Raw genomic sequence first — 24036 nt, forward strand, 5'->3', positions numbered from 1 at the left:
TTCACACTCCTTCGCGCTCCTTGCGGCGTCGAGGGCGTCCGGTAGCGTAGGGCGATGACCCGCCCCCGCGTGATCGCCACGGACCTCGACGGAACCCTCCTGCGCAACGACAGGACCCTCTCGCCGCGCACCCTCCGCGCCCTGCGGACGGCGACCGCGTCCGGGGCCGAAGTCGTCTTCGTCACCGCCCGGCCGCCCCGCTTCGTGGACCGGCTCTCCGCCGCGACGGGCCTCGCCGGCACGGCCGTGTGCAGCAACGGCGCGCTCGTGTACGACCTTGCGGCGCGCACCGTCACCGCTTCCCGTGCCCTGCCCGTCGACGTCGCCCGCAGGGTCGTCGCCGCACTGTCGGCGGTCGTGCCGGACGTGGGATTCGCGGTCGAGACCGGCCACAGCGTGCTGTACGAACCGGCGTACGGGCTGCGCCTGCCCGAGGACGCCGGAGCGGAGTCGCCCGTGGCGTCCGTCGCGGACCTGTGGACGGCGGACGTCCCCATCGCCAAGCTGCTCGCCTGGTCGGCGCGGCTCGACGCGGATCTGCTGCTCGCCGCCGCGGAGCAAGCGGCGGGCGCCGAGGCGCAGTTCACGCACTCGGGCGGGCGCGGGCTGCTGGAGATCAGCGCGCCGGGCGTCACCAAGGCCGGCACGCTGGCGGAGCTGTGCGCCGGGCGGGGTGTCCCCGCCGCGGAGGTCGTCGCCTTCGGGGACATGCCCAACGACCTCACCATCCTGACCTGGGCGGGCACCGGCTACGCCATGGGCAACGCCCACCCGGCGGTGCTCGCCTCGGTGCGGCGGCGCACGGGGACCAACGAGGAGGACGGGGTCGCCGCCGTCCTGGAGCGGCTCTTCGGGCCGGCCTAGTCCCCGGCCTGGTCTCCGGCCTGGTCTCCGGCCTGGTCTCCGGCCCGGGCGAACGCGTCCAGGGCGCCGAGCACGTGACGGCGCGTCGCATCGGTGCCCAGGTGCCCCGCGCCGTCGACGACGATCAGCCGTGATCCGGGCCATGCCCGGGCGAGTTCCCACGCGGTGCCCAGCGGGCCCGCCATGTCCAGGCGGCCGTGGACGAGCACGCCCGGGATGCCGGCCAGGCGCCCCGCGTCGCGCAGCAGCGCGCCCTCCTCCAGCCAGGCCCCGTGGGAGAAGTAGTGCGCGCAGATGCGCACCAGGGCCAGCCGGGCGGCGGCCGGCCTGCCGGTGTAGGGAGCGGTGGGCGCGGAGCCGTCCGTCTCGCCCGAGAGGACCGCGTCCTCCCAGGCGCACCAGTCGGCCGTGGCCTGCTCCCGCACGGCGGCTTCGGGGTGCTCGGTCAGGCGCGCGTAGGCCGCCACGACGTCGCCGTCGCGCGGTGTGCCGGGGGCTCCGGCGAGGAAGCGCTCCCACTGCTCGGGGAAGAACCGGCCCGCACCGCGGTAGAGCCAGTCGATCTCCGAACGGCGGGTGGTCGTGACCCCGGAGACGACGATCTCCGAGACCCGCTCCGGGTGCGTCTGCGCGTAGGCCAGGAGCAGCGTCGACCCCCACGAGCCGCCGTACAGCAGCCAGCGGTCGATGCCGAGGTGCGTACGCAGCCGCTCCATGTCGGCGATCAGGTGCGCGGTGGTGTTGTGCCGCATGTCCGTCGCGGGGTCGCTCGCGTGCGGGGTGCTGCGGCCGCAGCCGCGCTGGTCGAAGAGGACGACCCGGTAGCGGTCGGGGTCGAAGTACCGGCGCACGCCGGTGCCGCAGCCCGACCCCGGCCCGCCGTGGACCACGAGCGCGGGCTTGCCCTCGGGGTTGCCGCAGGCCTCCCAGTACACGAGGTTGCCGTCGCCGGCGTCGAGCAGGCCCGTCTCGTACGGCTCGATCGGCGGGTACAGCCCGCCCGCGTCCGCGTCCATGCGCCCGGTCTCCCGTCCTTCCAGCGAATACAACAGCGCTGCCGCATATGCAACAGCGCTGTTACATTACGCCCTATGACGTCTTCCCCGGACACCCCGGACACCCTGGGCACCCCGGGCCCCGAACTGCTCGGCACCCGGCTGCGCCATCTCCTGGAGCTGCTCGACGGCGGTGTCGGCGCCGTGTACGCGGACCTCGGGGCGCCCGGATTCCGTCCGCGCTTCACTCCCGTCGTGCGCGCGCTGGCCGCCTCGGGGCCGGCCTCGATCCGCGACCTCGCGCGGGCGACCGGCGTGACCCACTCGGCCGCGAGCCAGACCGTGGCGCGGATGGCCGGGGACGGGCTCGTCGTCCTCGCGCCGGGGGAGGAGGACGCCCGGCAGCGCGTCGTGCACCTGACCGCCCGCGCCGAGTCGTTGCTGCCGGTGCTGGAGGCCGAATGGGCCGCCACGGCCGCCGCGGCGGCGGAGTTCGAGGCGGAGCTGTCCTATCCGCTCGGCCTGCTCGTCACCGAGGCGCTCGACGCCCTGCGCCGGCGCCCGATGCGGCAGCGGATCACCGAGGCGCTGCCGCCGGACGCAGGCCCGGAGCCGGCCCAGGTGACCCCGTAGGCCCCACGGGTACTCCTGCTCCACATGGGGGAGCGCGAACCACCCATGTGCGCCACCCGGCCAGGTTTGCGCCGTCTCTGTGCGGCAACGCGACCTTATGAGTCCCTCCTCCCGGCAGGAGCCTCCCGTGGTCGTCTTCGCCCTCGCCCTCCCCCCTCTGCTGCTGTGCGGAATCCTCGCCCTGGGCCGCTACGAGGAACGCATACTGACCGGCCCCGTCCCGCCGCGCCGAGCTCCGGGCAGGCACCGTGGCACGCGCCGGCGCCGGCGCATCGTCTGAGGCCGCCACGGGCCCGCCGGGTCGGCAAGCGCCGACGCTCCTCACCCATCACTGTGGAAGCAGAGTGGAAGCAGAAGACGGCAGCCCCGGCGCGTCCGAGGGAAGGAGGACGGCGTGACGGACGAACCGATGACGCTCTTCCACGAGAGTCCCGAGGACCCCTTCTCGGTCGGCAACTCGGCGTCGGCCGTACTGGACCACCGGGGGACCGTCGTGGGCTGGGGACACCGCGCCGAGGCCCTGCTGGGCCACCCGGCGGACGACGTGATCGGGCGGCCCGCCCTGGAGGCGCTGGTGGACCCGGGCGACCGCGACGAGGTCGTGGCGGCGGCCGCCGCCTGCCTGCGGGACTCCGGCTGGTTCGGCATCGTCCCCGTAGTCCACCGCGACGGCCGCCGCATCCCCGTGGGCGTCCGGTCCCGCCGCATCGTCCGCGACGGCCCCGCCACCGAATGGTTCCTGGTCGGCGCCCCTGCGGGGGACGTGATCCAGTGGGAGACCGACCGCTCCGTCCTGGACGGGCTCTTCCGGACCGCCCCCGTGGGACTGGCCGTCCACGCCCCCGACCTGAGCATCCTGCGGATCAACCGGGCCGTCGCCCGGATCGGCGGCATCACCGTCGAGCAGGCGCGGGGCCGCTGCACGGGCGACTTCCTGGTGGCGGCGGACACGGAGACGGTGGAGCGCCGCCTGCGCGAGGTGCTGGAGACCGGACGGCCGATGATCTTCACCGAGCAGCCGTGCCGGCTGCGCTCGGACCCTTCCCACGTCCGGTACGTCTCCGTCTCCGCGTTCCGCATGGAGGATTCGGCCGGAGACATCCTCGGCGTCACCCAGTTGGTCGAAGACGTCACCGAACGGCACCGGGCCAGACTCCGGCTGGCCCTGCTCAACGACGCAGGCGCCCGCATCGGCACCACGCTGGACGTGGTCACCACCGCCTGGGAGCTCGCCGACGTCGTCGTCCCCGAACTCGCCGACTGCGCCACCGTCGACCTCCTCGAACCCGTCAGCCGCGGCGAGGAGCCCTCGCAGGACGGCTTCGGGCCCGTCCTCCGGACGGCCGTCAGGTCCGAGAACCCGAGCGCCGAAGAGGGCCTCAACCCCCTGGGCGGCATCATCCGCTTCGCCCCGGAGACCCCGCAGGGCAGGTGCCTGGCCGAGCAGGTCCCGATCCTCGTGCCCGAGCTGCGCACCCCCGCCGACCACGCCGCCGTGGCGCAGGAGCGCGCCGACCACGCCCGGGCGATGGGCGTCCACTCGGTCATGATGCTGCCGCTGGCCGCCCGCGGCCTCGTCCTCGGCCTCGTCACCCTCTGGCGCTCCCGCACCCCCGATCCGTTCGAGGAGGACGACCTCACCCTCGCGGGCGAGTTCGCCGCCCGCGCCGCCGTCTGCATCGACAACGCCCGCCGCTACACCCGCCAGCACCAGGCCGCCCTGACCCTGCAGCGCCGCCTGCTCCCCGGCGAGCTGCCCGAGCTTCCGGCCGCCGAGGTCGCCCACCAGTACATCCCCGCGGGCGCCGCCGAAGGCGTCGGCGGGGACTGGTTCGACGTCATCCCCCTGTCCGGCGCGCGCGTCGCCCTCGTCGTCGGCGACGTGATCGGCCACGGCATCGACGCCGCGGCCACCATGGGCCGCCTGCGCACCGCTGTCCACACCCTGGCCGAACTCGACCTCGACCCCGACGAGGTCCTCTCCCACCTCGACGACCTCGTGCACCGGCTCGCCGCCGAACAGGAGAGCAACAACCAGGACTTCCCCCTGGACCAGGTGACCGGCGCGAGCTGCCTCTACGCCGTCTACGACCCGGTCTCCCGCATCTGCTCCCTGGCGCGCGCCGGCCACCCGCCGCCCGTCGTGGTCACCCCGGACGGCACGGCGGCCTTCGCCGACCTCCCGGCCGGGCCGCCGCTCGGCCTCGGCGGCCTGCCCTTCGAGGCGGCCGAGATCGAGCTGCCCGAGGGCAGTCTCCTGGCCCTCTACACCAACGGCCTCGTCCAGAGCCCCGAGTACGACATCGACGCCGGCCTCGCCCGGCTGGCGGAGGAACTCGCGCGCCGGGACTGCCCGGTGGAGGAGACGGCGAAGGCCGTCGTGGACGCGCTCCTGCCGGCCGAGCCGGGCGACGACGTCGCCCTCCTCCTCGCCCGCACCCGCGTGCTGCCGGGGGACAGCGTGGCCACCTGGACCCTGCCCGCGGACGCGCGTGCCGCGGGGCAGGCCCGCGCGCTGATGGCCGAGCAGCTCAGCGCCTGGAAGCTGGACGACCTGGCCTTCACGACCGAGCTCGTCGTCAGCGAACTGGTCACCAACGCCTACCGCTACGCCGGGGGGCCGGTGACCCTGCGCCTCATCCTCGGCCCCTGTCTCATCTGCGAGGTCTCCGACACCAGCAGCACCGCCCCGCACCTGCGCCGGGCCCGGACGACCGACGAAGGAGGCCGCGGCCTGTTCCTGGTCGCCCAGCTCACCGAGCGCTGGGGAACGCGGTACGGGCGCGAGGGGAAGACGGTCTGGACGGAGCAGCAACTGCCGCCGGGGCACTCGCCTGCATGAAGGCGCTGGTCCTGGATGAGGACGCTGGTCCTGCGTGAGAGCACGGTTATAGATGAGGTCTATAGCAGCCATGGATTTCACATCTTGGACACTATAGGTGCAGGTCATGCACAGTGGATGACGTCGGCCCCCACCGGCATCCACGCAAGGGAGTGACCATGCATGACCTCACCGAGGGCGTCGCGCGTTTCCAGCGGGACGTCTACCCCGCCAAGGCGGAGCTCTTCGCCCGCCTGGCCGCGACCCACCGGCCGACGACGCTGTTCATCGGCTGTTCCGACGCCCGGGTGGTGCCGGAGCTGATCACCCAGAGCGAGCCGGGCGAGCTGTTCGTCATCCGCACCGCGGGCAACCTCGTTCCCGCTTACGCACCCCGCACGGACGGCATCGCGGCCAGCATCGAGTACGCGGTCGCCGCCCTGGGCGTCACCGACATCGTCGTCTGCGGACACTCCGCCTGCGGCGCGATGACCGCCCTGGCCGAAGGCCACGACCTGGGCACCCTGCCGACGACCGCCGACTGGCTGCGCCACGCGGACGCCGCACGGGCCCGCACCACGGTCGCCGGGGTGGACGCTCTCGTGCGCAGCAACGTCCGCGCCCAGCTGGCGAACCTGGTCACCCACCCGTCGGTGGCCCGTGCCCTCGCACAGGGCACCGTCACGCTGCACGGCTGGTGTTACGACATCGGCAGCGGCACCGTCGAGGAACTCGACGTCGCGGGCCGCCTCGGCGCAGTGGCCTGATCCCTCGTCCACCTGTCTCCGCCACGCATGACCCGTCATGCGCGGCTTGTCACCCACGTGTCGTCACCCACGTGTCGTCACCCACCCACGTGTCACCCACGGAAGGAACCCCTCCCATGATCCACGCCCAGTTCGACCCCGCCGCCCGTCAGGCCCTGGCCGCCCAGGCCGTCGAGGCGAAGGTGCGCAAGGACCTCTCCTGGCAGCAGATCGCCGACGCCGCCGGCCTGTCCGTCGCCTTCGTCACCGCCGCCGTGCTCGGCCAGCACCCGCTGCCCGAGGCCTCGGCGAAGGCCGTCGCCGAGCTGCTCGGCCTGGACGCCGACGCCGCGATGCTGCTGCAGACCATACCGACCCGCGGCTCCATCCCCGGCGGCATCCCGACCGACCCGACCGTCTACCGCTTCTACGAGATGCTCCAGGTCTACGGCACCACGCTCAAGGCCCTGGTCCACGAGCAGTTCGGCGACGGCATCATCAGCGCGATCAACTTCAAGCTGGACGTGAAGAAGGTCGCCGACCCCGAGGGCGGCGAGCGCGCCGTCATCACCCTCGACGGCAAGTACCTGCCGACGAAGCCCTTCTGATCGGACCCCTTCTGACGGGCCCACTCCCCGCAATCCCCGCGCCCGGCTCCCCGCCGGGCGCGGGCTCCGCACCCCTTCCAGGAGCCACGACACCCATGGACTTCATCCGGCGCACCATCGACATCGCCCGCAAGAACGTCGAGGAGGGCGGCCGCCCGTTCGCGACCGTCATCGTCAAGGACGGCGAGATCCTCGCCGAGAGCCCCAACCTCGTCGCCCAGACCTCCGACCCGACCGCGCATGCCGAGATCCTCGCCATCCGCGAGGCCTGCACCAGGCTCGGCACCGAGCACCTGACCGGGACCACGATCTACGTGCTCGCCCACCCCTGCCCGATGTGCCTGGGCTCGCTCTACTACTGCAGCCCCGACGAGGTCGTCTTCCTCACTCAGCGCGATGACTACGAGCCCCACTACGTCGACGACCGCAAGTACTTCGAGCTGAACACCTTCTACGCGGAGTTCGCCAAGGACTGGAGCGAGCGGCGGCTGCCGATGCGCCACGAGGCCCGCGACGAGGCCACCGCCGTCTACCGGTTCTGGCAGGAGCGCAACGGCGGCGAACGCCGCGTGGCCGGAGCCCCCACCGCCTGACGGCGGCGGCCGGGACGGCCCGTCAGCGCGCCGCCTTCTCCTCCGCGGCGCGCACCGGCCCGGCGGGCTTCTCCACCGTCACCCGCTCCTCCGCCGCCGCAGGCTCCCGGCGGCGCCCGTTCAGCACCACCGTCGCCAGCACGCCGGCCAGCAGACCCCAGAAGGTCGAGCCGATGCCGGCCAGGGTGATCCCCGACGCGGTGGCCAGGAAGGTGACGACGGCCGCCTCGCGCATGCGCGCGTCCGCGAGGGCGGCCGTCAGGGAGCCGCCGATCGTGCCGAGGAGGCCGAGCCCGGCGATGCCCATGACGAGGGAGCCCGGCATGGCGGTCAGCAGCCAGCCCACGACACCGCCGAAGAGGCCCACCGTGATGTAGAACAGACCCGCCCACACGGAGGCCAGGTAGCGCCTGCGGGGGTCGCGGTGGGCGGCCTCGCCGGTGCAGATCGCCGCGGTGATCGCGGCCAGGTTCAGGCCGAAGCAGCCGAACGGGGCCAGCACGGCGTTGACGATCCCGGTCCAGGTGAGCAGCGGCGAGACCGGCGTACGGTAGCCCGCGCCGCGCAGCACCGCCACGCCCGGCAGGTTCTGCGAGGCCATGGTCACCACGAACAGCGGCAGGCCGACGCCGATCAGCACCTGCCAGGAGAACTCCGGGCGTACGAAGACCGGTTCGGCGAGCGCCACGTGCAGCCCCTGCAGGTGCCACGAGCCGCGGAACAGGCTCACCACGACCCCGACGGCCAGCGCGCCGATGACCGCGTACCGCGGCAGCCACCGCTTGCAGGCCAGGTAGACCGCGAACATCGGGAACACCACGGCGAAGTCCTGCTGCATCTTCGTGAACAGCCCGGTGCCGAACTGCACGAGCACGCCCGCCAGGAGCGCCGACGCCAGCGGCACCGGGATCCTGTCCATGACGCGCTCGAACCAGCCGGTCGCACCGCTGACGATCACCAGGGCCGCCGAGAGGAGGAACGCACCGACGGCCTCGGCCATCGACACCCCGTGCAGGCCGGTCGCCAGCAGGGCCGCACCGGGCGTGGACCATGCCGTGACGACCGGCGCCCGGTAGCGCAGCGACAGCCCGGCGCAGGTGACCCCCATGCCGATGCCCAGGGCGAACATCCAGGACGTCAGCTGCGCCGGGGTGGCCCCGGCCGCCTTCGCCGCCGTGACGACGATGGCCACGGAGCTGGTGATGCCGATGAGCACGGCGAGGAAGCCCGCCGTGACCGCGTCGGCGGGAGCTGCGGAACGTATGCGCTGCGTGAGCCGGATGATTCGGTGGGAGGGCACGCGTGCGAGTCCACTACACATGTTGATCTTCGTCAACCGACTTGTCGGCGCAGGCCGGTGGGGTGCTCGGTGCCCCGTCTACCGGGCCGCCGGCAGGACCACCTCGAAGCGGCAGCCGCCGGGGACGTTGCACACCGCCGCGCGGCCCGCGTGCGCCTCCACGATGCCGCGGACGATGGCCAGGCCCAGCCCCGCGCCGCCCGGGGGCGTACGGGCCTCGGTGCCGCGCCAGCCCGTGTCGAAGACCCGCGGGAGGTCCTCCTCGGGGATGCCGCCGCAGCCGTCCGTCACGGACAGCACGACCGTGTCCGCCTCCCGGCGCGCGGCGACCGCGACCGTGCCGTCGGCGGGCGTGCGGCGGATGGCGTTGACGAGGAGGTTGCCCAGGACGCGCGTCATCTCCTTGCCGTCGACCTCGACCGGCACGGCCTCGACGCCGTCCCCCGTCAGCCGGACGCCGTGCTCGCGGGCCAGCGGCCCCACCCCGGCCAGGGCGTCGTCCACCAGGTCGTCCACCGACATCCGGCTCGGGTGCAGCGGCAGCGCGCCCGCGTGGATGCGGGAGAGCTCGAAGAGGTCGCCGACCATGGTGTCGAGGCGCTCGACCTCCGTGCGCATCCGGCGGAGGTAGCGCGGGGGATCCTCCGCCACGCCGTCCTCCAGGGCCTCGGACATCGCCCGCAGCCCGGCCAGCGGGGTCCGCAGGTCGTGCGAGATCCAGGCCACCAGCTCGCGCCGCGAGGCCTCCAGCGCCTGCTCCCGCTCCCGCGAGCGGGCGAGCTTCCCGCTCGTCGCGGCCAGCTCGCGCCCCAGCGCGGCGAGTTCGGCCGTGGCGCCGCCGCCCGGGGCCGCGAAGCTGCCCTCGTCCCCGAAGGAGCGGGCGGCGCGCGTCAGGGCGTTGCTGTGCGCCACCACCCAGCGCCCCAGCAGCAGGGCGGTGGCGAGGGAGACCACGGCGGCCATCGCGCAGACCGTCGTGACGACCGTCAGGTCGTGCGAGGAGAGGAACATCGCCCGGGCCACGGCGAGCGTCCCGGCCAGCATCGCGAGGACCGAGACGACGGCCACCACCGTGAGGGAGACCGCCACCGAGCGGTGGCGCAGGGCCCGCAGGGCGAGCGCGCCCAGCAGCCCGGCGGCGGCCGCGCCGAGGAACGCGTACAGGGCGATCAGGAGGACGTCACGCACGGTCCGCCCCTTCGCCGCGCACGCCCGGTCCCTGCGGAGGCTGCGCGGGCCCCTGCGGAAGCTGCGCGCCGTCCGCCTCGAAGCGGTAGCCGACGCCCCACACCGTCCGGATCAGCTGCGGCCGGGCCGGGTCGTCCTCGACCTTGCCGCGCAGCCGGCGCACGTGCACGGTCACCGTCGACAGGTCGCCGAACTCCCAGCCCCACACCTCGTGCATCAGCTCCTCCCGCGAACAGGCCCGCCCCGGGTGGCGCAGCAGGAAGGACAGCAGGTCGAACTCGCGCAGGGTGAGGGCGAGCTCGGCGCCGTCCTTGGTGGCGCGCCGGGCGGCCGGATCGAGTACGAGGCCGGCCGCGCGCAGCAGGGGCGCCGGGCGGGGGTCCGAGGAGCGGGCGTGCGCGCGGCGCAGGACGGACGCGACGCGCAGCACCAGCTCGCGGGGGCTGAACGGCTTGGTGACGTAGTCGTCCGCGCCCACCTCCAGACCGAGGATCCGGTCCTCCTCGTCGCCGCGCGCGGTGAGCATGATCACCGGGACGGGGCCGTCCGCGCGGAGGCGGCGGCAGACCTCCAGGCCGTCCATGCCCGGGAGCATCAGGTCGAGGACGACGAGGTCGGGCCGGACCGCCGCGGCCAGTTCCAGTGCGCGGGGGCCGTCCGCGGCCCGGTCGACGGTGAAGCCGGCGCGGTCGAGGTAGCCGGCGACGACCTCGGCGACGGTCGGGTCGTCGTCCACGACCAGGATGCGGGAAGGCGGGGTGTGCTGCATACGGCAAGCCTCGCACCGCCCGGTGCGGAGCGCTTCGCGGGTCCGTGCCCGCCGGTGCCGGCGCCCTCGCCCATCGCGCTTATCACACTTCGAGCGCGGTGTCTGGTGCCTTCGGCCCGGTTGTCCGATGGTGAAGGCAACTACGGCTGGTCCACCGGCATTTGACGCTGCCCGGCATGCGCCGCAGGCAGGAAGGGGGGTCATGAACTGTCCCGAATGTGGCGCGTCGACCATCAACGGTCCTGACGGGAAGTCCTCGTGTTCACAGTGTTCATGGCAGTCTGGGTGACATGGAAGAGCAGGCATGGCGCTCACACGCCGCACCCGGCGAGCCCTACTACACCACCAACACCTGTAGCGGCTGCGGATCCGTCGTCCTGGGGGTACACGGCAGGTGGACGTGTGCCTCGTGCGGGACCTGCAGCCCGTACCAGGAACCTCCCGAGGGCTGGGCCTCGGAGATCGTTCCGGAAGGGAAGGGCGGCAACGGCAACGGCGCCGGCGGCCAGGCCTGCGACGATCCCCAGGGCAGACGGTAAGGCCTGTCCCCGGGGCAGACGGTAAGGCCGTCCCCGGGCCGGACGGCAGGGCGATTCCCGGGGCGGACGGTGAGGCGCGAAGAAGCGGGCCCGGCGGCTTCAGGCCGCCGGGCTTGCCGGTTCTCCGATGCGTGCGGCCGCCGTGCGCCAGGCGCCGGTCACCGCCTCGTGGGCGCGCGCCGTGGCCGCAGCCCGGTCGCCGGCCAGCCGGAGCGGGGCGCCGATGTGGACGTGCAGGGGCGGCCGGCGCACGGGCGCGGTGAGCAGTCCGGCCAGCTGCCGGGTCCGGCTGCCGGAGCAGATGCGGCGCGCTCCCGCCTGGCCGAGGGGCACGACGGGCGCCCCGGTGGCGAGGGCGAGGTGGGCGAGCCCGCCGCGGAAGGGGCGGGGCGCCGCCTCGCCGGAGTCCCTGCGCCGGGGTATGGCGCCTTCGCCGTAGATGAGCACGACGCGGCCGCCGGCCAGCGCGGCCTCGGCCCCGTCGAGGGCCGCGGCCGCCCGCGGGTCGCCGCGGTGGACGGGGACGTACCCCTCCCGGGTGAGCAGCCGCCCGAGCAGCGGGATCCGCCACAGGCCGGCGGCCGCCAGGGCGACGGGGGACACCCCCAGCCGGTGGAGGGCGGCGAGCACGACCGCCGGGTCGGCCAGCGAGGTGTGGTTCGCCGCGACGATGCTGCCGGGCGCGGGCCCGGCTCCGGCGGCGTCGTCGGTCGTCACCGTCAGCCGCCCGGCCGCGGGCAGCACGGCGGAGGCTATGCGGCCGAGCACGGGGTCAGCCGTTCTGCTGGTGCGGCTTGGCCTCGCTCGGCCGGACGATCACGAAGCCCTCTCCCTCCAGCTTGAGCTGGACGGCCTCGCCCGAGCCCCCGCGCAGCATCGAGCCGAGGCTCTGGGAGCGGTGCAGCGAGGTGCGCAGGGAGGCGGACCAGCCGACGACGGCGTCGGTGTCCACGTAGACCGGGGACTGTGCGGAGACGGGGATGACGATGGGGTTGCCCTCGCATATGACGCCGAGCTTCCCGTGGCCGCTGAAGACGGAGTTGAAGAGCCCGCCGCCCGTCATGCCCGCGCCCTTCACGGTCTGGATCTCGTAGGAGAGGGTCGGGTCGAAGCACAGGACGTTGCGGCCGTTGACCGTGAGGCTCTCGCCGGGGGCGATGTCGACGATGAAGCAGTTGGCGGCCTCGTGTGCGAACCACACCTCGCCGCGGCCCCGCACGGCCATCAGCGCCAGGCCCTCGCCGGTCACGGCGCGCTTGAGGAACTTGCCCACGCCCTGGCCGAGCTTCTCGAACTGCAGGTCGCCGCGGAAGGCGACCATGGATCCCTGGCGCGCGTAGCACTCCCCCTCGACGGCGTAGACGATGGACTTGGCGTTGTGGACGGCCATGCCCGGCGCGGCGGCGGGCTTGGCCATGTTCTGCTGGGCGAAGAGGTCACTGTGCATGACGTGCATGATCACCCATATGGCGGATGGGCGGCAACGGCGCGAGCCGGGGCGGCCGCGGCGCGCCGGGCGGCGTGCGGCGTGCGAAGGCAGGGCCGCCCCCGGGAGGGCGGCCCTGCAGGGTGACCGGCCGCGCCGCGTCAGTTCCGGTGGGGGCAGGCGCCGGCCCGGACGGGCCGGCACGGATCGGCGCCCTCCGCGCTGCTGCCGGTGCCGGTGCCGGTGCCGGTGCCGGTCGTGGTCGTCGTCGCCGTGACGGTGACGGTCGTGGTGGTCGTGGTGGCGACGGCGGCTCCGGCGAGGGCGAGCGAGGCCAGGAGCAGAGCGCCGGTGCTGCGGAGGCGGGCGAGGGGGGAGGAGCGGGTGTCCATGGGAGTGTCCCTTCGGGAGGGTGGAGGCGGTGGAGGGCGGGGGCCGGAGAGGGCGCGGGGTCAGAACCGGGAGGCGAAGCCCTGGAAGACCTTGGTCCTGTCCTTCAGCGCCGGCCCGGCGCCGGTCCACTCGTAGCGCTGCCGGGCGATGCTGTCGTTGTGGTAGCCGGTGTTGCCCTCGACGGTCGTGACGCGCGTGCCGGAGACGTCGACCACGACACCGACGTGGCCCGCGTGGTTCCGACCGGCCCACATGAGGACGTCACCGGGCTGCGGCAGCCGCCCGGCCGCGTAGGGATGCCACCGGTGGCCGGTGCCGGTGCGCCAGGCCCGGCTGCTGCCCGGGTCCGCGGGGACACCGCGGCCGTCCCACATCCTGGCGGTGAAGAAACCGCACCACTGGCGGTGGTTCGGGTTCCGGGCGAAGTCGTTGTACTCGTTCATGTTGGCGTTGCTGTTGCCCCGGCCGAGGTAGTTGGTGTCCTGGTCCGGGTGGCCCGGCCGGGACAGGTAGACGGGCCCGCCGCGCTTGAGGCGGAAGCGCTTGGGGGTGGTCAGGGCGGCGAGGGCGCGGTCGACGATCTTCTGGCGTTCGGTCGCCTCGGCGTCGGCGTCGGCGTCGGCCTCGGGGTCGGCCTCGGCCTCGGGGTCGGGGTCGGCGTCCGTGGGCGCCGGTGTGGCCCACGCGGCCGGGGCCATGGTGACGGCGGTGGGTGCGCCGTCGGCGAGGGCGGCCGTGGCGCCGGTGAGGGCGAGGGCCGGGAGTACGACGACGGTGGGGAGGACGAGGCGGCGGTTGCGGAGGCGACGGCTGTTCATGAGGGCTCCTTGTCTCGGCTGAGGCCGTGTCACCGGGGGGTGGATTCATCCCTGTTGTCCCGGTACTTCGAGTCTCGGAGCGGGGCAGCGTTGCGGAATAGGGGTTTCCTGTTGCCTCGGCGGACAAGGCGGCGGGGCAACCGCCTCCCACCGGCCGTGATGCGCATGTGAGTGAAGTGCGTCCGGTGATCAGGCGATCAGGCGATCAGGCGATCAGGCGACAGGCGATCAAGGGCAGCCCGGCGCGTAGGGAACGTCCGGCAGCAGGCGCTGCCAGAGCGGCCGGTCCGTGGCGCTGCCCAGCGCCCTGCAGGTACGGGCGAGGACGGTCGGTACGTCCAGGTCCCACCAGCGCACGGTCCCGTCCTCCGCCACGGACACCACCGGTCCGCCGTCACCGAGGAAGGCCGCGGCCCGGACGCGGTCGGTGTGGCCGGTCAGGGTCAGCAGCAGGCGGCCGTCGTGCGGGTCCCAGATCCGTACGGTGTTGTCGCGGCCGGTGGTCACCAGCCGGGTGCCGGCGGGGTTGAAGGCCGCCGACGTGACCGGGCCGGTGTGTCCGGCCAGGGTCCGCAGGCTCTTGCCGGCGGCGGGGTTCCAGAGCTTGACGGTGTGGTCGCGGCTCGCCGTGGCGAGGATGCCGTCCCGGCTGAAGGCCAGGCCGAAGACGGTGTCCTCGTGTTCCGTCAGGCTGCGCAGCACACGGCCGTCGGAGTAGCGCCAGATGCGGACGGTGTTGTCGAGGCTGCCGGTGGCGAGGGTGTCCCGGCCGAGGAAGAGCACGCGGTAGACGCCGTCGTCGTGGCCGGGCAGCGTGCGCTCCTCCAGGGCCGCGTCCCCTGCGAGCCGCCACAGTTTCGCGTTGTGGTCCTCGGAGGCGGTGGCGAGCGCTCCGGCGTCGCCGGGGCGGAAGGCGAGCGAGGTGAGTGCCCGGCCGTGCGCCCGCCAGCGGTGGAGCGGGCGGCGGAGGTCCGCGGTGCCCCACACGGTGGCGGTGCCGTGCTCGTCGCCCGCGGCGACCAGCGACCCGTCGTGGCTGAACGCCACTGCGCGCACCGGGTCGCGCCCGGCCTGCACCGTACGCAGGCTGCGGTCGGCGGTGCGCAGCAGACGCAGCGTGCCGTCCCGCCCTGCGAGGGCGAGCAGGGAACGGTCGGGGCTGAGGGTCCCGTCCTGCCAGGCCGAGCCCGGCAGCGGGGTGGTGACGGCGGCCTGAGGGGTCCACAGGCGCACCGAGCCGTCCTCCCCGGACGTCGCCAGGGTGCGGCCGTCGGGGGAGTAGGCGATGGCGTAGACGGGGCCGATGTGGCTGGCGAGCTGCGCGATGCGGCGGTGCTCGGCGAGGTCCCAGATGGCGGCGGTGTCGTCCTGGCTGGCTGCGGCCAGTCGGCTGCCGTCGGGGGAGAAGGCCACGCTGAAGACGGAGTCGGAAGGCCCTTCGAGGGCGGCCTCGCGCGTGCCGCTGCGGGTGTCCCACAGGCCGATGCGGTTGAGCCACTCGCCGGTGGCCAGGCGGCGCCCGTCCGGGGAGAAGGCGAGGGCCCGTACGCGGCCGAAGTCCCTGCTGCCGACGACCCTCGACCGCCCGCTGCCCACGTCGAGCAGCCACACCCGCCCGTCGAAGCCCGCGGCCGCGACCTGTGCGCCGTCCCCGCTGACGGCGGCCGCGTACAGCCATCCCAGGCCGACGTCCCGGACCTCTGTGCGGGCCCGCCCGCCGCCCAGGTGCGTCAGGCGCACCGTGCCGTCCTCGCCCGCCGTCACCAGCAGGTCCCCGCGGTCCGACAGGGCCGCTCCCCGGACGGTCCCGCGGTGCCTGCTCTCCGGGGGCAGCGCCACGGTGCGGCCGCCCGTGCCCTCCCGCAGGGTCACGACACCCGCCTCGTCCCCCCAGGCGGCCAGGTTCCGCTGCCGGGCCGAGGCCAGCGCGCGCACCGCCGCCCCGCACCTCGCCACCGCGACCTGCCGGCGCGTGCGCACGTCCCACTCCCGGACCGTGGCGTCCGCACCCGCCGACAGCAGCCGCTTCCCGCCCGGCAGCCACGCCACGGCGTGGGCGCGCTTGCGGTGGCCGGGCAGCCGCCCGGCGTACGGCTGCGCCTGCGTGCTCAGTACGGCGCTGGCCGCGGCCGGGGTGTGGGCGTCCCGCCAGGCTCCGGTCGCCAGCAGCATCGCCACCTCGGGCCGGGGCGCGCCGCCCGAGACGGCGCGGAAGGCCAGCTCCTCCGAGCGGGCCACGTGCCGCTCGGCCTCCGCCCGCAGACCCTGGTGCACCGCCGTCACCCCGCCGGCCAGGGCCAGGGCGAGGAGGACGGCCAAGGACACCAGCAGCCGGTACAGGCGCCGGGCCCGGCGCCGCTCCGCCTCCTGTTCGGCGGCGGCCAGCGCGCCCGCCGCCGCCAGGAACGCCCGCTCGACGCCGCCCACCGCGGCCAGGGGGTGGCAGGCCGTCTCCCGCGCGGCCGCCAGCCTGCTGCCGCGCGGCAGCAGGGCGGGGTCGCGCCCCTCGGCCTCCCACTGCCCGGCCGCGGCGCTCAGCTGCTGCCAGCCGTGCAGGGCCGCCGCGTCGGCCTCGATCCACCCGTGCAGCCGCGGCCAGGCTCGCAGCACGGCCTCGTGGGCCAGCGTGACCCGGTCGGCGTCGACGGTCAGCAGCCGCGCGCGGGTGAAGGCCTCCACCACCTCCGGCGCCGCCCCGGCCTGCTCCCCGAGGTCCTGCGACAGGCGCTCGCGCGACACCCTCAGGCGCGCCGACCGCCCGTCCTGGTCCACCCGGACCAGCTGCAGCAGGACCGCCCGGGCGGCCTCCCGGCAGCCGGGGGACAGACGCCCGTACGCCCGCTCCGCCGTCGCCGCGACCGCCCCCGCGATCCCGCCGGCCTGCTGATAGCCCGCCACGGTCAGGAGCCTGCCGCTGCGCCGCTGCCAGGTCGCCAGCAGCGCGTGGGAGAGCAGCGGCAGCGCACCGGGCTCGTATCCGCCGCCCTCCCGCTCGCCGCCGCCGTCGCCGACGTCGTCCCCGGCCCCCAGGTCACGCAGGATCAGCTCGGCCAGGCCCGGCTCCAGTTCCAGGCCCACCGCGTGGGCGGGCCGCACCACGGCGTCGCGGAGCTCCTGGGCCCGCAGGGGCTCCAGGGGGAGCTGGCCCGCCCGCAGCGCCGCCGCCAGCTCGGGGAACGCCAGACACCTGCCGTAGAAGTCGGCCCGCATGCCCAGCACGACCAGCGCCGCGGAGCCCTCCTGGCCGTCCGCAGGGGCGGGCCCCGTCGCCAGGGCGTGCACCGCGCGGACGAACTCCGCCCGCTGCCGGGCGTCCGGGCACAGCGTGAAGACCTCCTCGAACTGGTCGACGACGAGCACCACCCGGGCCGGCTCCCCGCCCTCCGCCGCCGCACTCCCGGCGCGCCGCGGACGGCGGTTCAGCGCGGCGTGCACGGCACGGGCCAGCGCCCCCGCCCCGCCGCGGCCGAGCGCCCTGCGCAGGTGGTCCGGTTCCGCCGCGACGGCGTCCGCCACCCGGACCAGCAACTCCTCCACGGGGTGTTCCCCGGGGCGCATCGTGACCACCGGCCAGCGGCTCGACCCGGACACCGGCAGGACGCCCCGGCGCAGCTCGGGCACCAGCCCGGCGTGCAGCAGCGACGTCTTGCCGGTGCCCGAGGCGGCGACCACGGCGACCGGCCCGGAGCCGTCCAGACGCTCGGTCAGCTGGCGGACGAGTGCGGCCGTCGCCCGGCTGCGGCCGAAGAACCAGCCCGCGTCCGAGGTGTCGAACGCCGCCAGGCCGCGGTACGGGCACACCTCCAGCAGCCCGTTGCGCCCGGCACGCCGCCCCTCGGCCGGCTCCGGCACCAGCCCGGACAGCACCCCGCCCGCGCCGAGCGCCTCTTCGCACCGCCGTGCCACCTCGGGGGTCATCGGCTTCTCGCCGGTCTCGACCCGGCTCAGATAGCCCTTGGTGTAGTGGACGGCCCGGGAGAGCCCGGCCAGCGACATGCCCCGCTCCTGCCGCAGCCGCCGCAGCTCCTCTCCCGGCGACGCGGCCACGGACGGCGAGCGGCCGCCCCGGTCACGGTCGTCTCCGCGTGACTGCACGCTCCCCACACCCTTCCGTCCGAGCTTGCCGGCAGGTCGTATCCGCCAGGCCTGCATAGCCGCTCCGGGGAAGGCGACTCACCCACGACGGCGACAAAACAGCCCAACGAGTGACCAATCGCCCCAGATTCGGGGAGTGTGTGCGTGCTTGGGGTGTGCCCGGGGGTGTGTCCGGGGGTGTGCCCGGCCGGGGCCGGGACGGCAGGTCAGTCGAGCGGCCCGGCCGAGGCGTTGTAGCGCAGCAGATAGCCGGCGAAGCGGTCCAGGTCGGCCTCGTCCCAGTCGGCGAGGCGCTCCCGGAAGGCCGCCCGGCGGTTGGCGGTGACCTGGGCGAGGGTCCCGGCGCCGCGGGGCGTCAGGTGCAGCACCTGGGCGCGCTGGTCCTCGGGGGCGGGGCGGCGCTCGACGAGGCCGAGCCGCTCCAGGGCCGCGATCTGCCGGCTGACCGTGGACTTGTCCAGCAGGTAGTGCGCGGCCAGGTCCGTGGCGCGGCACCCGCCGCGGTCCTCCAGGTGGGCGAGGAGGGTGAAGGAGACCAGCGAGAGCTCGGGATGCATACGGGCCGCGGCCGCCCGGGCGCGGCGCGCGAAGGCGGTCAGCTCGCGCTGGATGGTCTCCACGGAGGCGTCACGGTCGGGCACGGGGACATCCTTTCGAGGTCTGGTTGTATAGTACAACTTAAAGGGAAAGTTGTAAAAGCCAACCAATTCGGCTCGATCGATTCGGCCCGGCCGATTCCGCCGGGCGATTCCCGGGCCGATCCGCCCGGGAGACCGAGGAAGGACACGATGGGACCCGCCACCCGCGGCGCGCTGCGCCACGTACTGAGCCACTTGCTCACCCCCTTGCTGATGTGCATCGGGATGGGCCTCGCCTACCTGGGCGCGTTCGCGCAGCCCACGCCCCACGAACTGCCCGTCGCCGTCGTGGGGTCCGGCCCGGGCGCGCAGACCCTGGCGCGGGGCATCGCCGAGAAGGCGGGGGACCGGCTCGCCGTCCGCACCGTCGCGGACCGCGACGAGGCCGTCCGCGCGCTCCGCCACCAGGACGTCTTCGGCGCGTACATACCGGACCGCAAGGCCCCCGAGCTGCTGGTCGCCTCCGCCGGGTCCGACACCACCGCCGTGGCCGTGCAGAAGGTCTTCACGCCCGTCGCCGCCCGCACCGGCGCGCCCCTGAAGGTGACCGACGTCGCGCCGCCCGCCGAGGGCGACCCGACCGGGCAGGGCATCTTCTTCCTGCTGGTCGCGGTCAGCATCGGCTCGTACGCCTCCGTCGCGGTGCTGGGCGCCGCGGGCGGCGCGCTGCCCATGCGGCTGCGGGCCGCGCTGGCGGTGGCGACCTCGTTCGTGGTCAGCGTGATCGGCGCCGTTCTGGCCGGGCCCGTCTTCGGCCTCGTCGACCACGGCCTGTGGGGCCTGTGGGGGATGGCCTGGGCCTACTCGGCGGGCATCCTGCTCGTCGGCGTCGGGCTGCACACCTTCCTCAAGCGCTGGACGACGCTGGGCATGATGGTGCTCTTCGTGATGCTCAACTTCACCAGCGCGGGCGGCGTGTACCGGCCCGAGCTGCAGAACGGCTTCTTCGCCGGGCTGCACTCCTTCTGGAACGGCGCCGGCTTCGTCGAGGGCACGCGCAGCCTCGTCTACTTCGACAGCACCGGGCTCGGCCGCCACGTGGCGACGCTGGCGCTGTGGCTGGCCCTGGGCGCGGCCGTGACCGCCGTCGCGTGGGCCGCCGAGGCGAGGAAGGCCCGCACGGCCTCCGCCACCGCCACCGGCTCGGGGCCCGGGGCCGAGGAGGAGATGGAGGAGACGGTCGGGGTCTGACCCCGGCCGGCCGCCGCGTCGGCAGGGCCGCCCGCCTCACACCCTCACAGCGGCCACCCGTACATCGGCGACCTCCTGGGCTCGGGGGCCGCGCCCACCGCGGCGACGTCGTGCTCCGCGGTGTGCAGGAGCTGTTCGCCGAGGTCGCGCAGGGCCCGCCCCGCCGCGAACTCGTCCCCGATCGCCGGGATGTCCTTGTCGCCCGGCGCGCACGTGGCGCTCCCGCGGCCCGTGACGGTCGTCGCCCCGGTGTCGAGGGTGGCGCGGGCGCTCGTCCTGCCGTCCTCCTCGACCAGATCGAGGTGGACGTTCCATTCGGCTGTGTGCGGCATCGTCGGCTCCTCTGCGCTCGGCCCCTCCGCCTGCCTCTCCTCCCGGTGGTCTCTCCTCCCAGTCTCTCCCAGCTTCTCCCCTGCGCCGCCGTCCGGCACGGGGACCGGCGCCCCGCCCCGCTGCCGGTCCCCTCGGCGCCTCCGCCAGCCCTGGCGGCCCGGCGTCGGCTGGCCGAAACTGGACGGGAGACCCCGCCGGCGACGGTCCGGGAGGCGGCATTGGGCGAGCGCACGCGCAACGTCATCGACATCGTCTCGCTGACCAAGCGCTACGGCCGCACGGTCGGCGTCGAGGGGCTCGACATCGGCGTCGGCGAGGGCGAGGTCTTCGGCTTCCTGGGGCCCAACGGGGCGGGCAAGACCACCACGATGCGCTGCCTCGTGGGGCTGCTGCGCCCCACCGCGGGCCGGGTCCGGGTGCTCGGCCGCGACCCCTTCAGCGAGCACCTGCGCCTCGCCCCGTCCCTCGGCTACCTCCCCGGGGAGCTGCGGCTCTACCCCGAGCTCACCGGCCGCGAGACCCTGCGGCTGCTGGCGGCGCTGCAGGGCGCCCCCGCCCGTCTCCAGGACGAGCTCTGCGAGCGCCTGAGCCTGTCCGGCGCGGACCTGGACCGCACCGTCCGCGCGTACTCGCGCGGCATGAAGCAGAAGCTGGGCCTCGTCCAGGCACTGCAGCACGAACCCGAGCTGGTGATCCTCGACGAGCCCACCGAAGGGCTCGACCCCCTCGTCCAGGAGACCTTCTACGCCCTGCTGGCGGAGGTCCGCGCGGCCGGGCGCACCGTCCTGCTCTCCAGCCACGTGCTGCCGGAGGTCCAGCGGACGTGCGAGCGGGTGGCGATCGTCCGGGCCGGGCGGCTGGTGACCGTCGGGTCGGTGGCCGCCCTCCGCGAGGCCCGGGCCCGCAAGGTGCGCCTGACGTTCGCGGACGGCCTCGGGCGGCGGCCGCTCGGCGCCGCCGACCGCTGGTCGCCCGCCTGGCACGGCGACCAGGCCGTGCTGATGATCCCGCCCGACCGGACGGTCGCCGCCCTGCGGGAGCTGCTGGCGCTGCCGGTGCGGGACCTCACGGTGGAGGAGGCCGGGCTGGACGAGGCGTTCCTCGACCTCTACCGGAACGGAATGGTCGTCCGGACCGGCCCGGACGACCAGAACAACCAGAACAATCGGAACAGGGGGACGCCCCCATGACCGGCCGCTTCCCGTTGATGCGGCTGGCCCTGCAGCGCCGCCGCCGGATGATCGTCGCCCTGGCCGTGGGCATCGCCGTCTTCGAGGCCCTCATCGTGGTGATCACGACGACCGTCACGCCGGGACAGATCTTCGGCGCGGGCGGGCGGCAGCCGCCGGGCGTCTTCAGGGCGTTCAGCGGATCGAACGGCGACGTGTCGATCGCCAGCTACCCCGGCCTGCTGGGCGCCGGGCTCACCCACCCGTTCTGGATCGCCCTGCAGCTGACCGCCGTCGGCTCGCTGGCCGCCGCCGCGGTCGCCGCGGACGTGGAGGCGGGCACCATCGAGCTGCTCATGGTCCGCCCCGTCTCGCGGGCGCGGCTGCTGGCCGAGCGGACCGCCGCGCTCGTCCTCGTCTCCCTGCTGCTCAACGTGGCCGCGACGCTCGCCGTGTCCGTAGGCGTGGCGCTGGCGCCCAACCTGCGCGACGCCGTCCCCCAGAGCGGGGTGTACGCGGCCGGGCTGCTGGGCTTCGGCTTCGCGCTGTGCCTGACGGGCCCCGCCCTGGCCGTCTCGGCCGCGGGCCGCAGCAGGGCACGTGTCGTGGGGACGACGATCGCCCTCGGCGCGGCCGGGTTCGCGGTCAACTTCATCGCCATGGCCTGGGCGAAGGCCGCGCCCCTGCGCTTCATCAGCCCCTTCCACTACTACACGCCGGGCGACGCACTGGCCTACGGCGCCGTCCCCTGGGGGCAGTTCGCGGTGCTCGTCGGCGTCGGCGCCGCGGGCGTCCTGCTGGCGTTCGGCCTCGTCGCCCGCCGTGACCTCGCTCCGTGAGGCGGGCGGGCGCTCTCTGGTGCACAGGCCGGTCAGCCAGCAGACTCGGGCCATGGAAACCACGGTGCGGGTCAAGGGCGGCGAAGTCTGGGCGGACGACTCGGGGGAGGGGCCGGCAGGGGGAGGCGTACCGCTCGTGCTGCTGCACTCCGGGGTAGGGGACTCGCGCATCTGGGATCCCGTCCTGCCGCGCCTCGCGGAGCGGCACCGGGTCATCCGCTACGACGTGCGCGGCTACGGGCGCTCCCCGGCGGCCACGGTGAAGTACTCCCTGATGGAGGACCTGGTGGCGGTCCTCGACCACTTCGGCCTGGACCGGGCCGCCCTGGTCGGCTCCAGCATGGGCGGCGCCACGGCGGTGAGCCTCGCCCTCGCCGACCCCGGGCGGGTCGCGGCGCTCGCGCTGCTGGTCCCGGGCGTGACGGGCTACGACGAGCTCGGCTCGCCGCGCGTCATGGCCGAGATCGAAAGGCTGGCCGGGGCGGGGGACATGGACGGCCTCGTGGCCCTGTGCCGGCGGACGTGGGGCGCGGCCGGCTCCGGCGACGACGCCGAGGCGGTGGCCCGGATACGGGCGGCGCTCCCGGCGTGGTTCTCCAACCACCCTTACCACGTGCCGGACGCCCCCGCCTTCGGCCGGCTGGGCGAGCTGGACGTGCCGTGCCTGCTGGCGCTGGGCGAGCAGGACCAGCCCGAAGTGGTCCGGTGCAACGAGGAGATGGCCGCACGCATCCCCGGCTGCCGCCTGGTCAGGCTGCCCGGATCCGACCACCTGCCGACCCTGCGCGAGCCGGAGACGGTGGCGGGGCTGGTGCTGGAGGTGTGCGCGGGGTGACCTGGCGGTCGGCCACGGGGGTTTCCTGGGGAACGCGGTCCGGGACGCGTTCCCTGATCACCCTCCGTGAACCCAAGGGTGAGCTTGAGGGGTAGACTCGCGCCGGTAAAGCGGCGGACGGCGACAGCCAAGAGGAACAGCCGAGAGGAGGCCCGCCATGAGCGAGAAGCGGGCGGAGCGGCAGGTTGCCCTCCGGGTGCTGGTCTACGTCTTCGTCACCCACCTCTTCGCCGGTTTCATCTGGTTGCTGTTCTACATCGGCGGCCACGCCGACAAGTGATGCGCCGGGCGGCCCGTCCCCCTCGCCGGCCTCAGCCGGCGACCGGCACGGCGTGCCCCGTCACCCGCACCCGCGCGTCCGCCGGGTCGATCGCGACGAGCAGATCGCTGGGGCGGCCCATGTCCTCGCCCTGGCGGATGCGGATCGTGGTGGCCTCGCCGATCGCCCGCAGGTAGCCGCCGAACGCGGCCGCGGCCGCCCCGGTGGCCGGGTCCTCCACGACGCCGCCCACGGGGAAGGGGTCGCGCGCATGGAACAGCCGCCCGTCCTCCCGCCACACCAGCTGCACGGTGGTCCAGCCGTACGACCGCATCACGTCGCCGAGCGCGTCGAAGTCGTAGGAGAGGGAGGCCAGCCGGGCGCGGGTGGCGGCGGCGAGCACGAGGTGATGGTTTCCGCCGAAGGCGACGTGCGGCGGCAGCGCCGGGTCCAGCTCCTCGCGGGTCCAGCCCAGGGCGGCCAGCGCGGCGTCCGCCTCGGCGTCCTCGGCGGGGCGGGAGTGCGTGGGCGCGCTGGTGAGGGTCGCCCGCCCCACGCGGTCCGCGCCGGTCTCCGTGGCGACCCCGATCTCGCCCACGGGCGTGTCGAAGAGCAGCTCGCCGGGGCCGATGCGGCCGGCCAGGGCGACCGCGGTCGCGACGGTGGCGTGGCCGCAGAACGCGACCTCCGCGAGCGGGCTGAAGTAGCGCAGCCGGAAACGGCGTGACGCCGCGTCCCCGGCGGTGATGAACGCCGTCTCGGAGTAGCCGACTTCGGCGGCGATCGCGAGCATCTCCTCCTCGCCGAGGCGGGCGGCGTCGAGGACGACTCCCGCGGGGTTCCCGCCGGAGGGGTCGGAGGTGAAGGCCGTGTAGCGCAGGATCTCGGTGGCAGCAGCGGTGCTCTTGGTGGTCATGGGCCTCACTCTCCCGCAGGCCACCCATCATGACCAACGATGGTTTTTGATCTCTGCGATCGGGAAGC

The 24036-nt window shown here is 74.7% G+C and carries 24 protein-coding genes; 12 read left to right on the top strand and 12 right to left on the bottom strand.

What is annotated here, in order from left to right; all coding sequences use genetic code 11:
- Positions 1-54: 54 nt before the first annotated feature.
- Entirely contained in the window at positions 55-864 is an 810-nt protein-coding gene (locus IE241_RS24850) for an HAD family hydrolase (protein ID WP_190024047.1), read from the top strand.
- Here the strand turns inward: IE241_RS24850 and pip are convergent.
- Complete coding sequence (gene pip, locus IE241_RS24855) at positions 861-1880, bottom strand: prolyl aminopeptidase (RefSeq protein WP_190024048.1); 1020 nt, start codon at positions 1878-1880, stop codon at positions 861-863. The two genes, IE241_RS24850 and pip, sit on opposite strands and share 4 nt — an antisense overlap.
- Before the next feature lie 75 nt (positions 1881-1955).
- Here pip and IE241_RS24860 point away from each other — a divergent pair, with 75 nt between their 5' ends.
- From IE241_RS24860 to IE241_RS24885, 6 genes are all read left to right on the top strand, one after another.
- Complete coding sequence (locus IE241_RS24860) at positions 1956-2492, top strand: MarR family winged helix-turn-helix transcriptional regulator (RefSeq protein WP_190024049.1); 537 nt, start codon at positions 1956-1958, stop codon at positions 2490-2492.
- 127 nt (positions 2493-2619) lie between these two features.
- Positions 2620-2772, top strand: coding sequence for a hypothetical protein (locus tag IE241_RS24865; protein ID WP_229899761.1), 153 nt, complete (start codon positions 2620-2622; stop codon positions 2770-2772).
- Positions 2773-2901: 129 nt separating this feature from the next.
- Entirely contained in the window at positions 2902-5334 is a 2433-nt protein-coding gene (locus IE241_RS24870; protein ID WP_190024110.1) for a SpoIIE family protein phosphatase, read from the top strand.
- A 158-nt stretch (positions 5335-5492) separates the two neighbouring features.
- Entirely contained in the window at positions 5493-6080 is a 588-nt protein-coding gene (locus IE241_RS24875) for a carbonic anhydrase (protein WP_190024051.1), read from the top strand.
- A gap of 116 nt (positions 6081-6196) precedes the next feature.
- A complete protein-coding gene (gene cynS / locus IE241_RS24880) occupies positions 6197-6667 on the top strand; it encodes a cyanase (RefSeq protein WP_190024052.1) in 471 nt (156 codons plus the stop codon).
- 95 nt (positions 6668-6762) lie between these two features.
- Entirely contained in the window at positions 6763-7260 is a 498-nt protein-coding gene (locus IE241_RS24885) for a nucleoside deaminase (RefSeq protein ID WP_190024053.1), read from the top strand.
- Positions 7261-7282: 22 nt separating this feature from the next.
- Here the strand turns inward: IE241_RS24885 and IE241_RS24890 are convergent, their stop codons facing one another.
- The 9 genes from IE241_RS24890 to IE241_RS24930 form a co-directional block, all read right to left on the bottom strand.
- Positions 7283-8560, bottom strand: a complete 1278-nt coding sequence (locus tag IE241_RS24890; protein ID WP_308433739.1) for a benzoate/H(+) symporter BenE family transporter — start codon at positions 8558-8560, stop codon at positions 7283-7285.
- 78 nt (positions 8561-8638) lie between these two features.
- Positions 8639-9748, bottom strand: a complete 1110-nt coding sequence (locus IE241_RS24895; RefSeq protein WP_190024055.1) for a sensor histidine kinase — start codon at positions 9746-9748, stop codon at positions 8639-8641.
- Positions 9741-10517: a response regulator transcription factor gene (locus IE241_RS24900; protein WP_190024056.1), complete on the bottom strand. Its 777-nt coding sequence runs from the start codon at positions 10515-10517 to the stop codon at positions 9741-9743. Before IE241_RS24900 ends, IE241_RS24895 begins: the two co-directional genes overlap by 8 nt.
- A 638-nt stretch (positions 10518-11155) precedes the next feature.
- Positions 11156-11824 (bottom strand): lysophospholipid acyltransferase family protein, encoded by a 669-nt coding sequence (locus IE241_RS24905; RefSeq protein ID WP_190024057.1) that lies wholly within the window; start codon positions 11822-11824, stop codon positions 11156-11158.
- Positions 11825-11828: 4 nt separating this feature from the next.
- Positions 11829-12503: an AIM24 family protein gene (locus IE241_RS24910; protein ID WP_190024058.1), complete on the bottom strand. Its 675-nt coding sequence runs from the start codon at positions 12501-12503 to the stop codon at positions 11829-11831.
- A gap of 140 nt (positions 12504-12643) precedes the next feature.
- Complete coding sequence (locus IE241_RS24915; RefSeq protein ID WP_190024059.1) at positions 12644-12874, bottom strand: hypothetical protein; 231 nt, start codon at positions 12872-12874, stop codon at positions 12644-12646.
- Between the two features lie 60 nt (positions 12875-12934).
- The gene (locus IE241_RS24920) at positions 12935-13693 is read right to left on the bottom strand and encodes a CHAP domain-containing protein (RefSeq protein WP_190024060.1); all 759 of its coding nucleotides are present in this window, start codon (positions 13691-13693) and stop codon (positions 12935-12937) included.
- Between the two features lie 228 nt (positions 13694-13921).
- Positions 13922-17788: an nSTAND1 domain-containing NTPase gene (locus IE241_RS24925; protein ID WP_190024061.1), complete on the bottom strand. Its 3867-nt coding sequence runs from the start codon at positions 17786-17788 to the stop codon at positions 13922-13924.
- 206 nt (positions 17789-17994) lie between these two features.
- The gene (locus IE241_RS24930) at positions 17995-18429 is read right to left on the bottom strand and encodes a MarR family winged helix-turn-helix transcriptional regulator (protein WP_190024062.1); all 435 of its coding nucleotides are present in this window, start codon (positions 18427-18429) and stop codon (positions 17995-17997) included.
- A gap of 147 nt (positions 18430-18576) precedes the next feature.
- Between IE241_RS24930 and IE241_RS24935 the strand changes: the two genes are divergently transcribed.
- Positions 18577-19617: a hypothetical protein gene (locus IE241_RS24935; protein ID WP_190024063.1), complete on the top strand. Its 1041-nt coding sequence runs from the start codon at positions 18577-18579 to the stop codon at positions 19615-19617.
- A gap of 44 nt (positions 19618-19661) precedes the next feature.
- On the opposite strand, the gene IE241_RS24940 is transcribed toward IE241_RS24935, so the two are convergent.
- Positions 19662-19949 (bottom strand): DUF1876 domain-containing protein, encoded by a 288-nt coding sequence (locus IE241_RS24940; RefSeq protein WP_190024064.1) that lies wholly within the window; start codon positions 19947-19949, stop codon positions 19662-19664.
- Between the two features lie 219 nt (positions 19950-20168).
- On the opposite strand from IE241_RS24940, the gene IE241_RS24945 reads away from it, so the two are divergent.
- From IE241_RS24945 to IE241_RS34320, 4 genes are all read left to right on the top strand, one after another.
- Positions 20169-21140, top strand: coding sequence for an ABC transporter ATP-binding protein (locus tag IE241_RS24945; RefSeq protein ID WP_190024065.1), 972 nt, complete (start codon positions 20169-20171; stop codon positions 21138-21140).
- On the top strand, positions 21137-21958 hold the full coding sequence (locus IE241_RS24950; RefSeq protein ID WP_190024066.1) for an ABC transporter permease subunit: 822 nt from the start codon (positions 21137-21139) through the stop codon (positions 21956-21958). The genes IE241_RS24945 and IE241_RS24950 overlap by 4 nt, the downstream gene beginning before the upstream one ends.
- Positions 21959-22010: 52 nt before the next feature.
- A complete protein-coding gene (locus IE241_RS24955) occupies positions 22011-22793 on the top strand; it encodes an alpha/beta fold hydrolase (RefSeq protein ID WP_190024067.1) in 783 nt (260 codons plus the stop codon).
- Positions 22794-22950: 157 nt separating this feature from the next.
- Positions 22951-23073, top strand: coding sequence for a DUF6126 family protein (locus IE241_RS34320; protein ID WP_229899763.1), 123 nt, complete (start codon positions 22951-22953; stop codon positions 23071-23073).
- Between the two features lie 31 nt (positions 23074-23104).
- Here IE241_RS34320 and IE241_RS24960 read toward each other — a convergent pair whose 3' ends face one another.
- Positions 23105-23968, bottom strand: coding sequence for a PhzF family phenazine biosynthesis isomerase (locus tag IE241_RS24960; RefSeq protein ID WP_190024068.1), 864 nt, complete (start codon positions 23966-23968; stop codon positions 23105-23107).
- Between the last annotated feature and the right edge of the window lie 68 nt (positions 23969-24036).

The sequence above is a fragment of the Streptomyces hiroshimensis genome (assembly GCF_014650335.1).
Lineage (GTDB): Bacteria > Actinomycetota > Actinomycetes > Streptomycetales > Streptomycetaceae > Streptomyces > Streptomyces hiroshimensis.

What these genes read in the sequence shown, in the direction of transcription:
- IE241_RS24950 (WP_190024066.1), top strand. Translation starts at nt 21,137, where the DNA reads ATGACCGGCCGCTTCCCGTTGATGCGGCTGGCCCTGCAGCGCCGCCGC.
- IE241_RS24920 (WP_190024060.1), bottom strand. Translation starts at nt 13,693, where the DNA reads ATGAACAGCCGTCGCCTCCGCAACCGCCGCCTCGTCCTCCCCACCGTC.
- IE241_RS24900 (WP_190024056.1), bottom strand. Translation starts at nt 10,517, where the DNA reads ATGCAGCACACCCCGCCTTCCCGCATCCTGGTCGTGGACGACGACCCG.
- IE241_RS24955 (WP_190024067.1), top strand. Translation starts at nt 22,011, where the DNA reads ATGGAAACCACGGTGCGGGTCAAGGGCGGCGAAGTCTGGGCGGACGAC.
- cynS (WP_190024052.1), top strand. Translation starts at nt 6,197, where the DNA reads ATGATCCACGCCCAGTTCGACCCCGCCGCCCGTCAGGCCCTGGCCGCC.
- IE241_RS24935 (WP_190024063.1), top strand. Translation starts at nt 18,577, where the DNA reads ATGGGACCCGCCACCCGCGGCGCGCTGCGCCACGTACTGAGCCACTTG.
- IE241_RS24850 (WP_190024047.1), top strand. Translation starts at nt 55, where the DNA reads ATGACCCGCCCCCGCGTGATCGCCACGGACCTCGACGGAACCCTCCTG.
- IE241_RS24875 (WP_190024051.1), top strand. Translation starts at nt 5,493, where the DNA reads ATGCATGACCTCACCGAGGGCGTCGCGCGTTTCCAGCGGGACGTCTAC.
- IE241_RS24910 (WP_190024058.1), bottom strand. Translation starts at nt 12,503, where the DNA reads ATGCACAGTGACCTCTTCGCCCAGCAGAACATGGCCAAGCCCGCCGCC.
- IE241_RS24915 (WP_190024059.1), bottom strand. Translation starts at nt 12,874, where the DNA reads ATGGACACCCGCTCCTCCCCCCTCGCCCGCCTCCGCAGCACCGGCGCT.
- IE241_RS24960 (WP_190024068.1), bottom strand. Translation starts at nt 23,968, where the DNA reads ATGACCACCAAGAGCACCGCTGCTGCCACCGAGATCCTGCGCTACACG.
- IE241_RS24940 (WP_190024064.1), bottom strand. Translation starts at nt 19,949, where the DNA reads ATGCCGCACACAGCCGAATGGAACGTCCACCTCGATCTGGTCGAGGAG.
- IE241_RS34320 (WP_229899763.1), top strand. Translation starts at nt 22,951, where the DNA reads ATGAGCGAGAAGCGGGCGGAGCGGCAGGTTGCCCTCCGGGTGCTGGTC.
- IE241_RS24870 (WP_190024110.1), top strand. Translation starts at nt 2,902, where the DNA reads ATGACGCTCTTCCACGAGAGTCCCGAGGACCCCTTCTCGGTCGGCAAC.
- IE241_RS24885 (WP_190024053.1), top strand. Translation starts at nt 6,763, where the DNA reads ATGGACTTCATCCGGCGCACCATCGACATCGCCCGCAAGAACGTCGAG.
- IE241_RS24860 (WP_190024049.1), top strand. Translation starts at nt 1,956, where the DNA reads ATGACGTCTTCCCCGGACACCCCGGACACCCTGGGCACCCCGGGCCCC.
- pip (WP_190024048.1), bottom strand. Translation starts at nt 1,880, where the DNA reads ATGGACGCGGACGCGGGCGGGCTGTACCCGCCGATCGAGCCGTACGAG.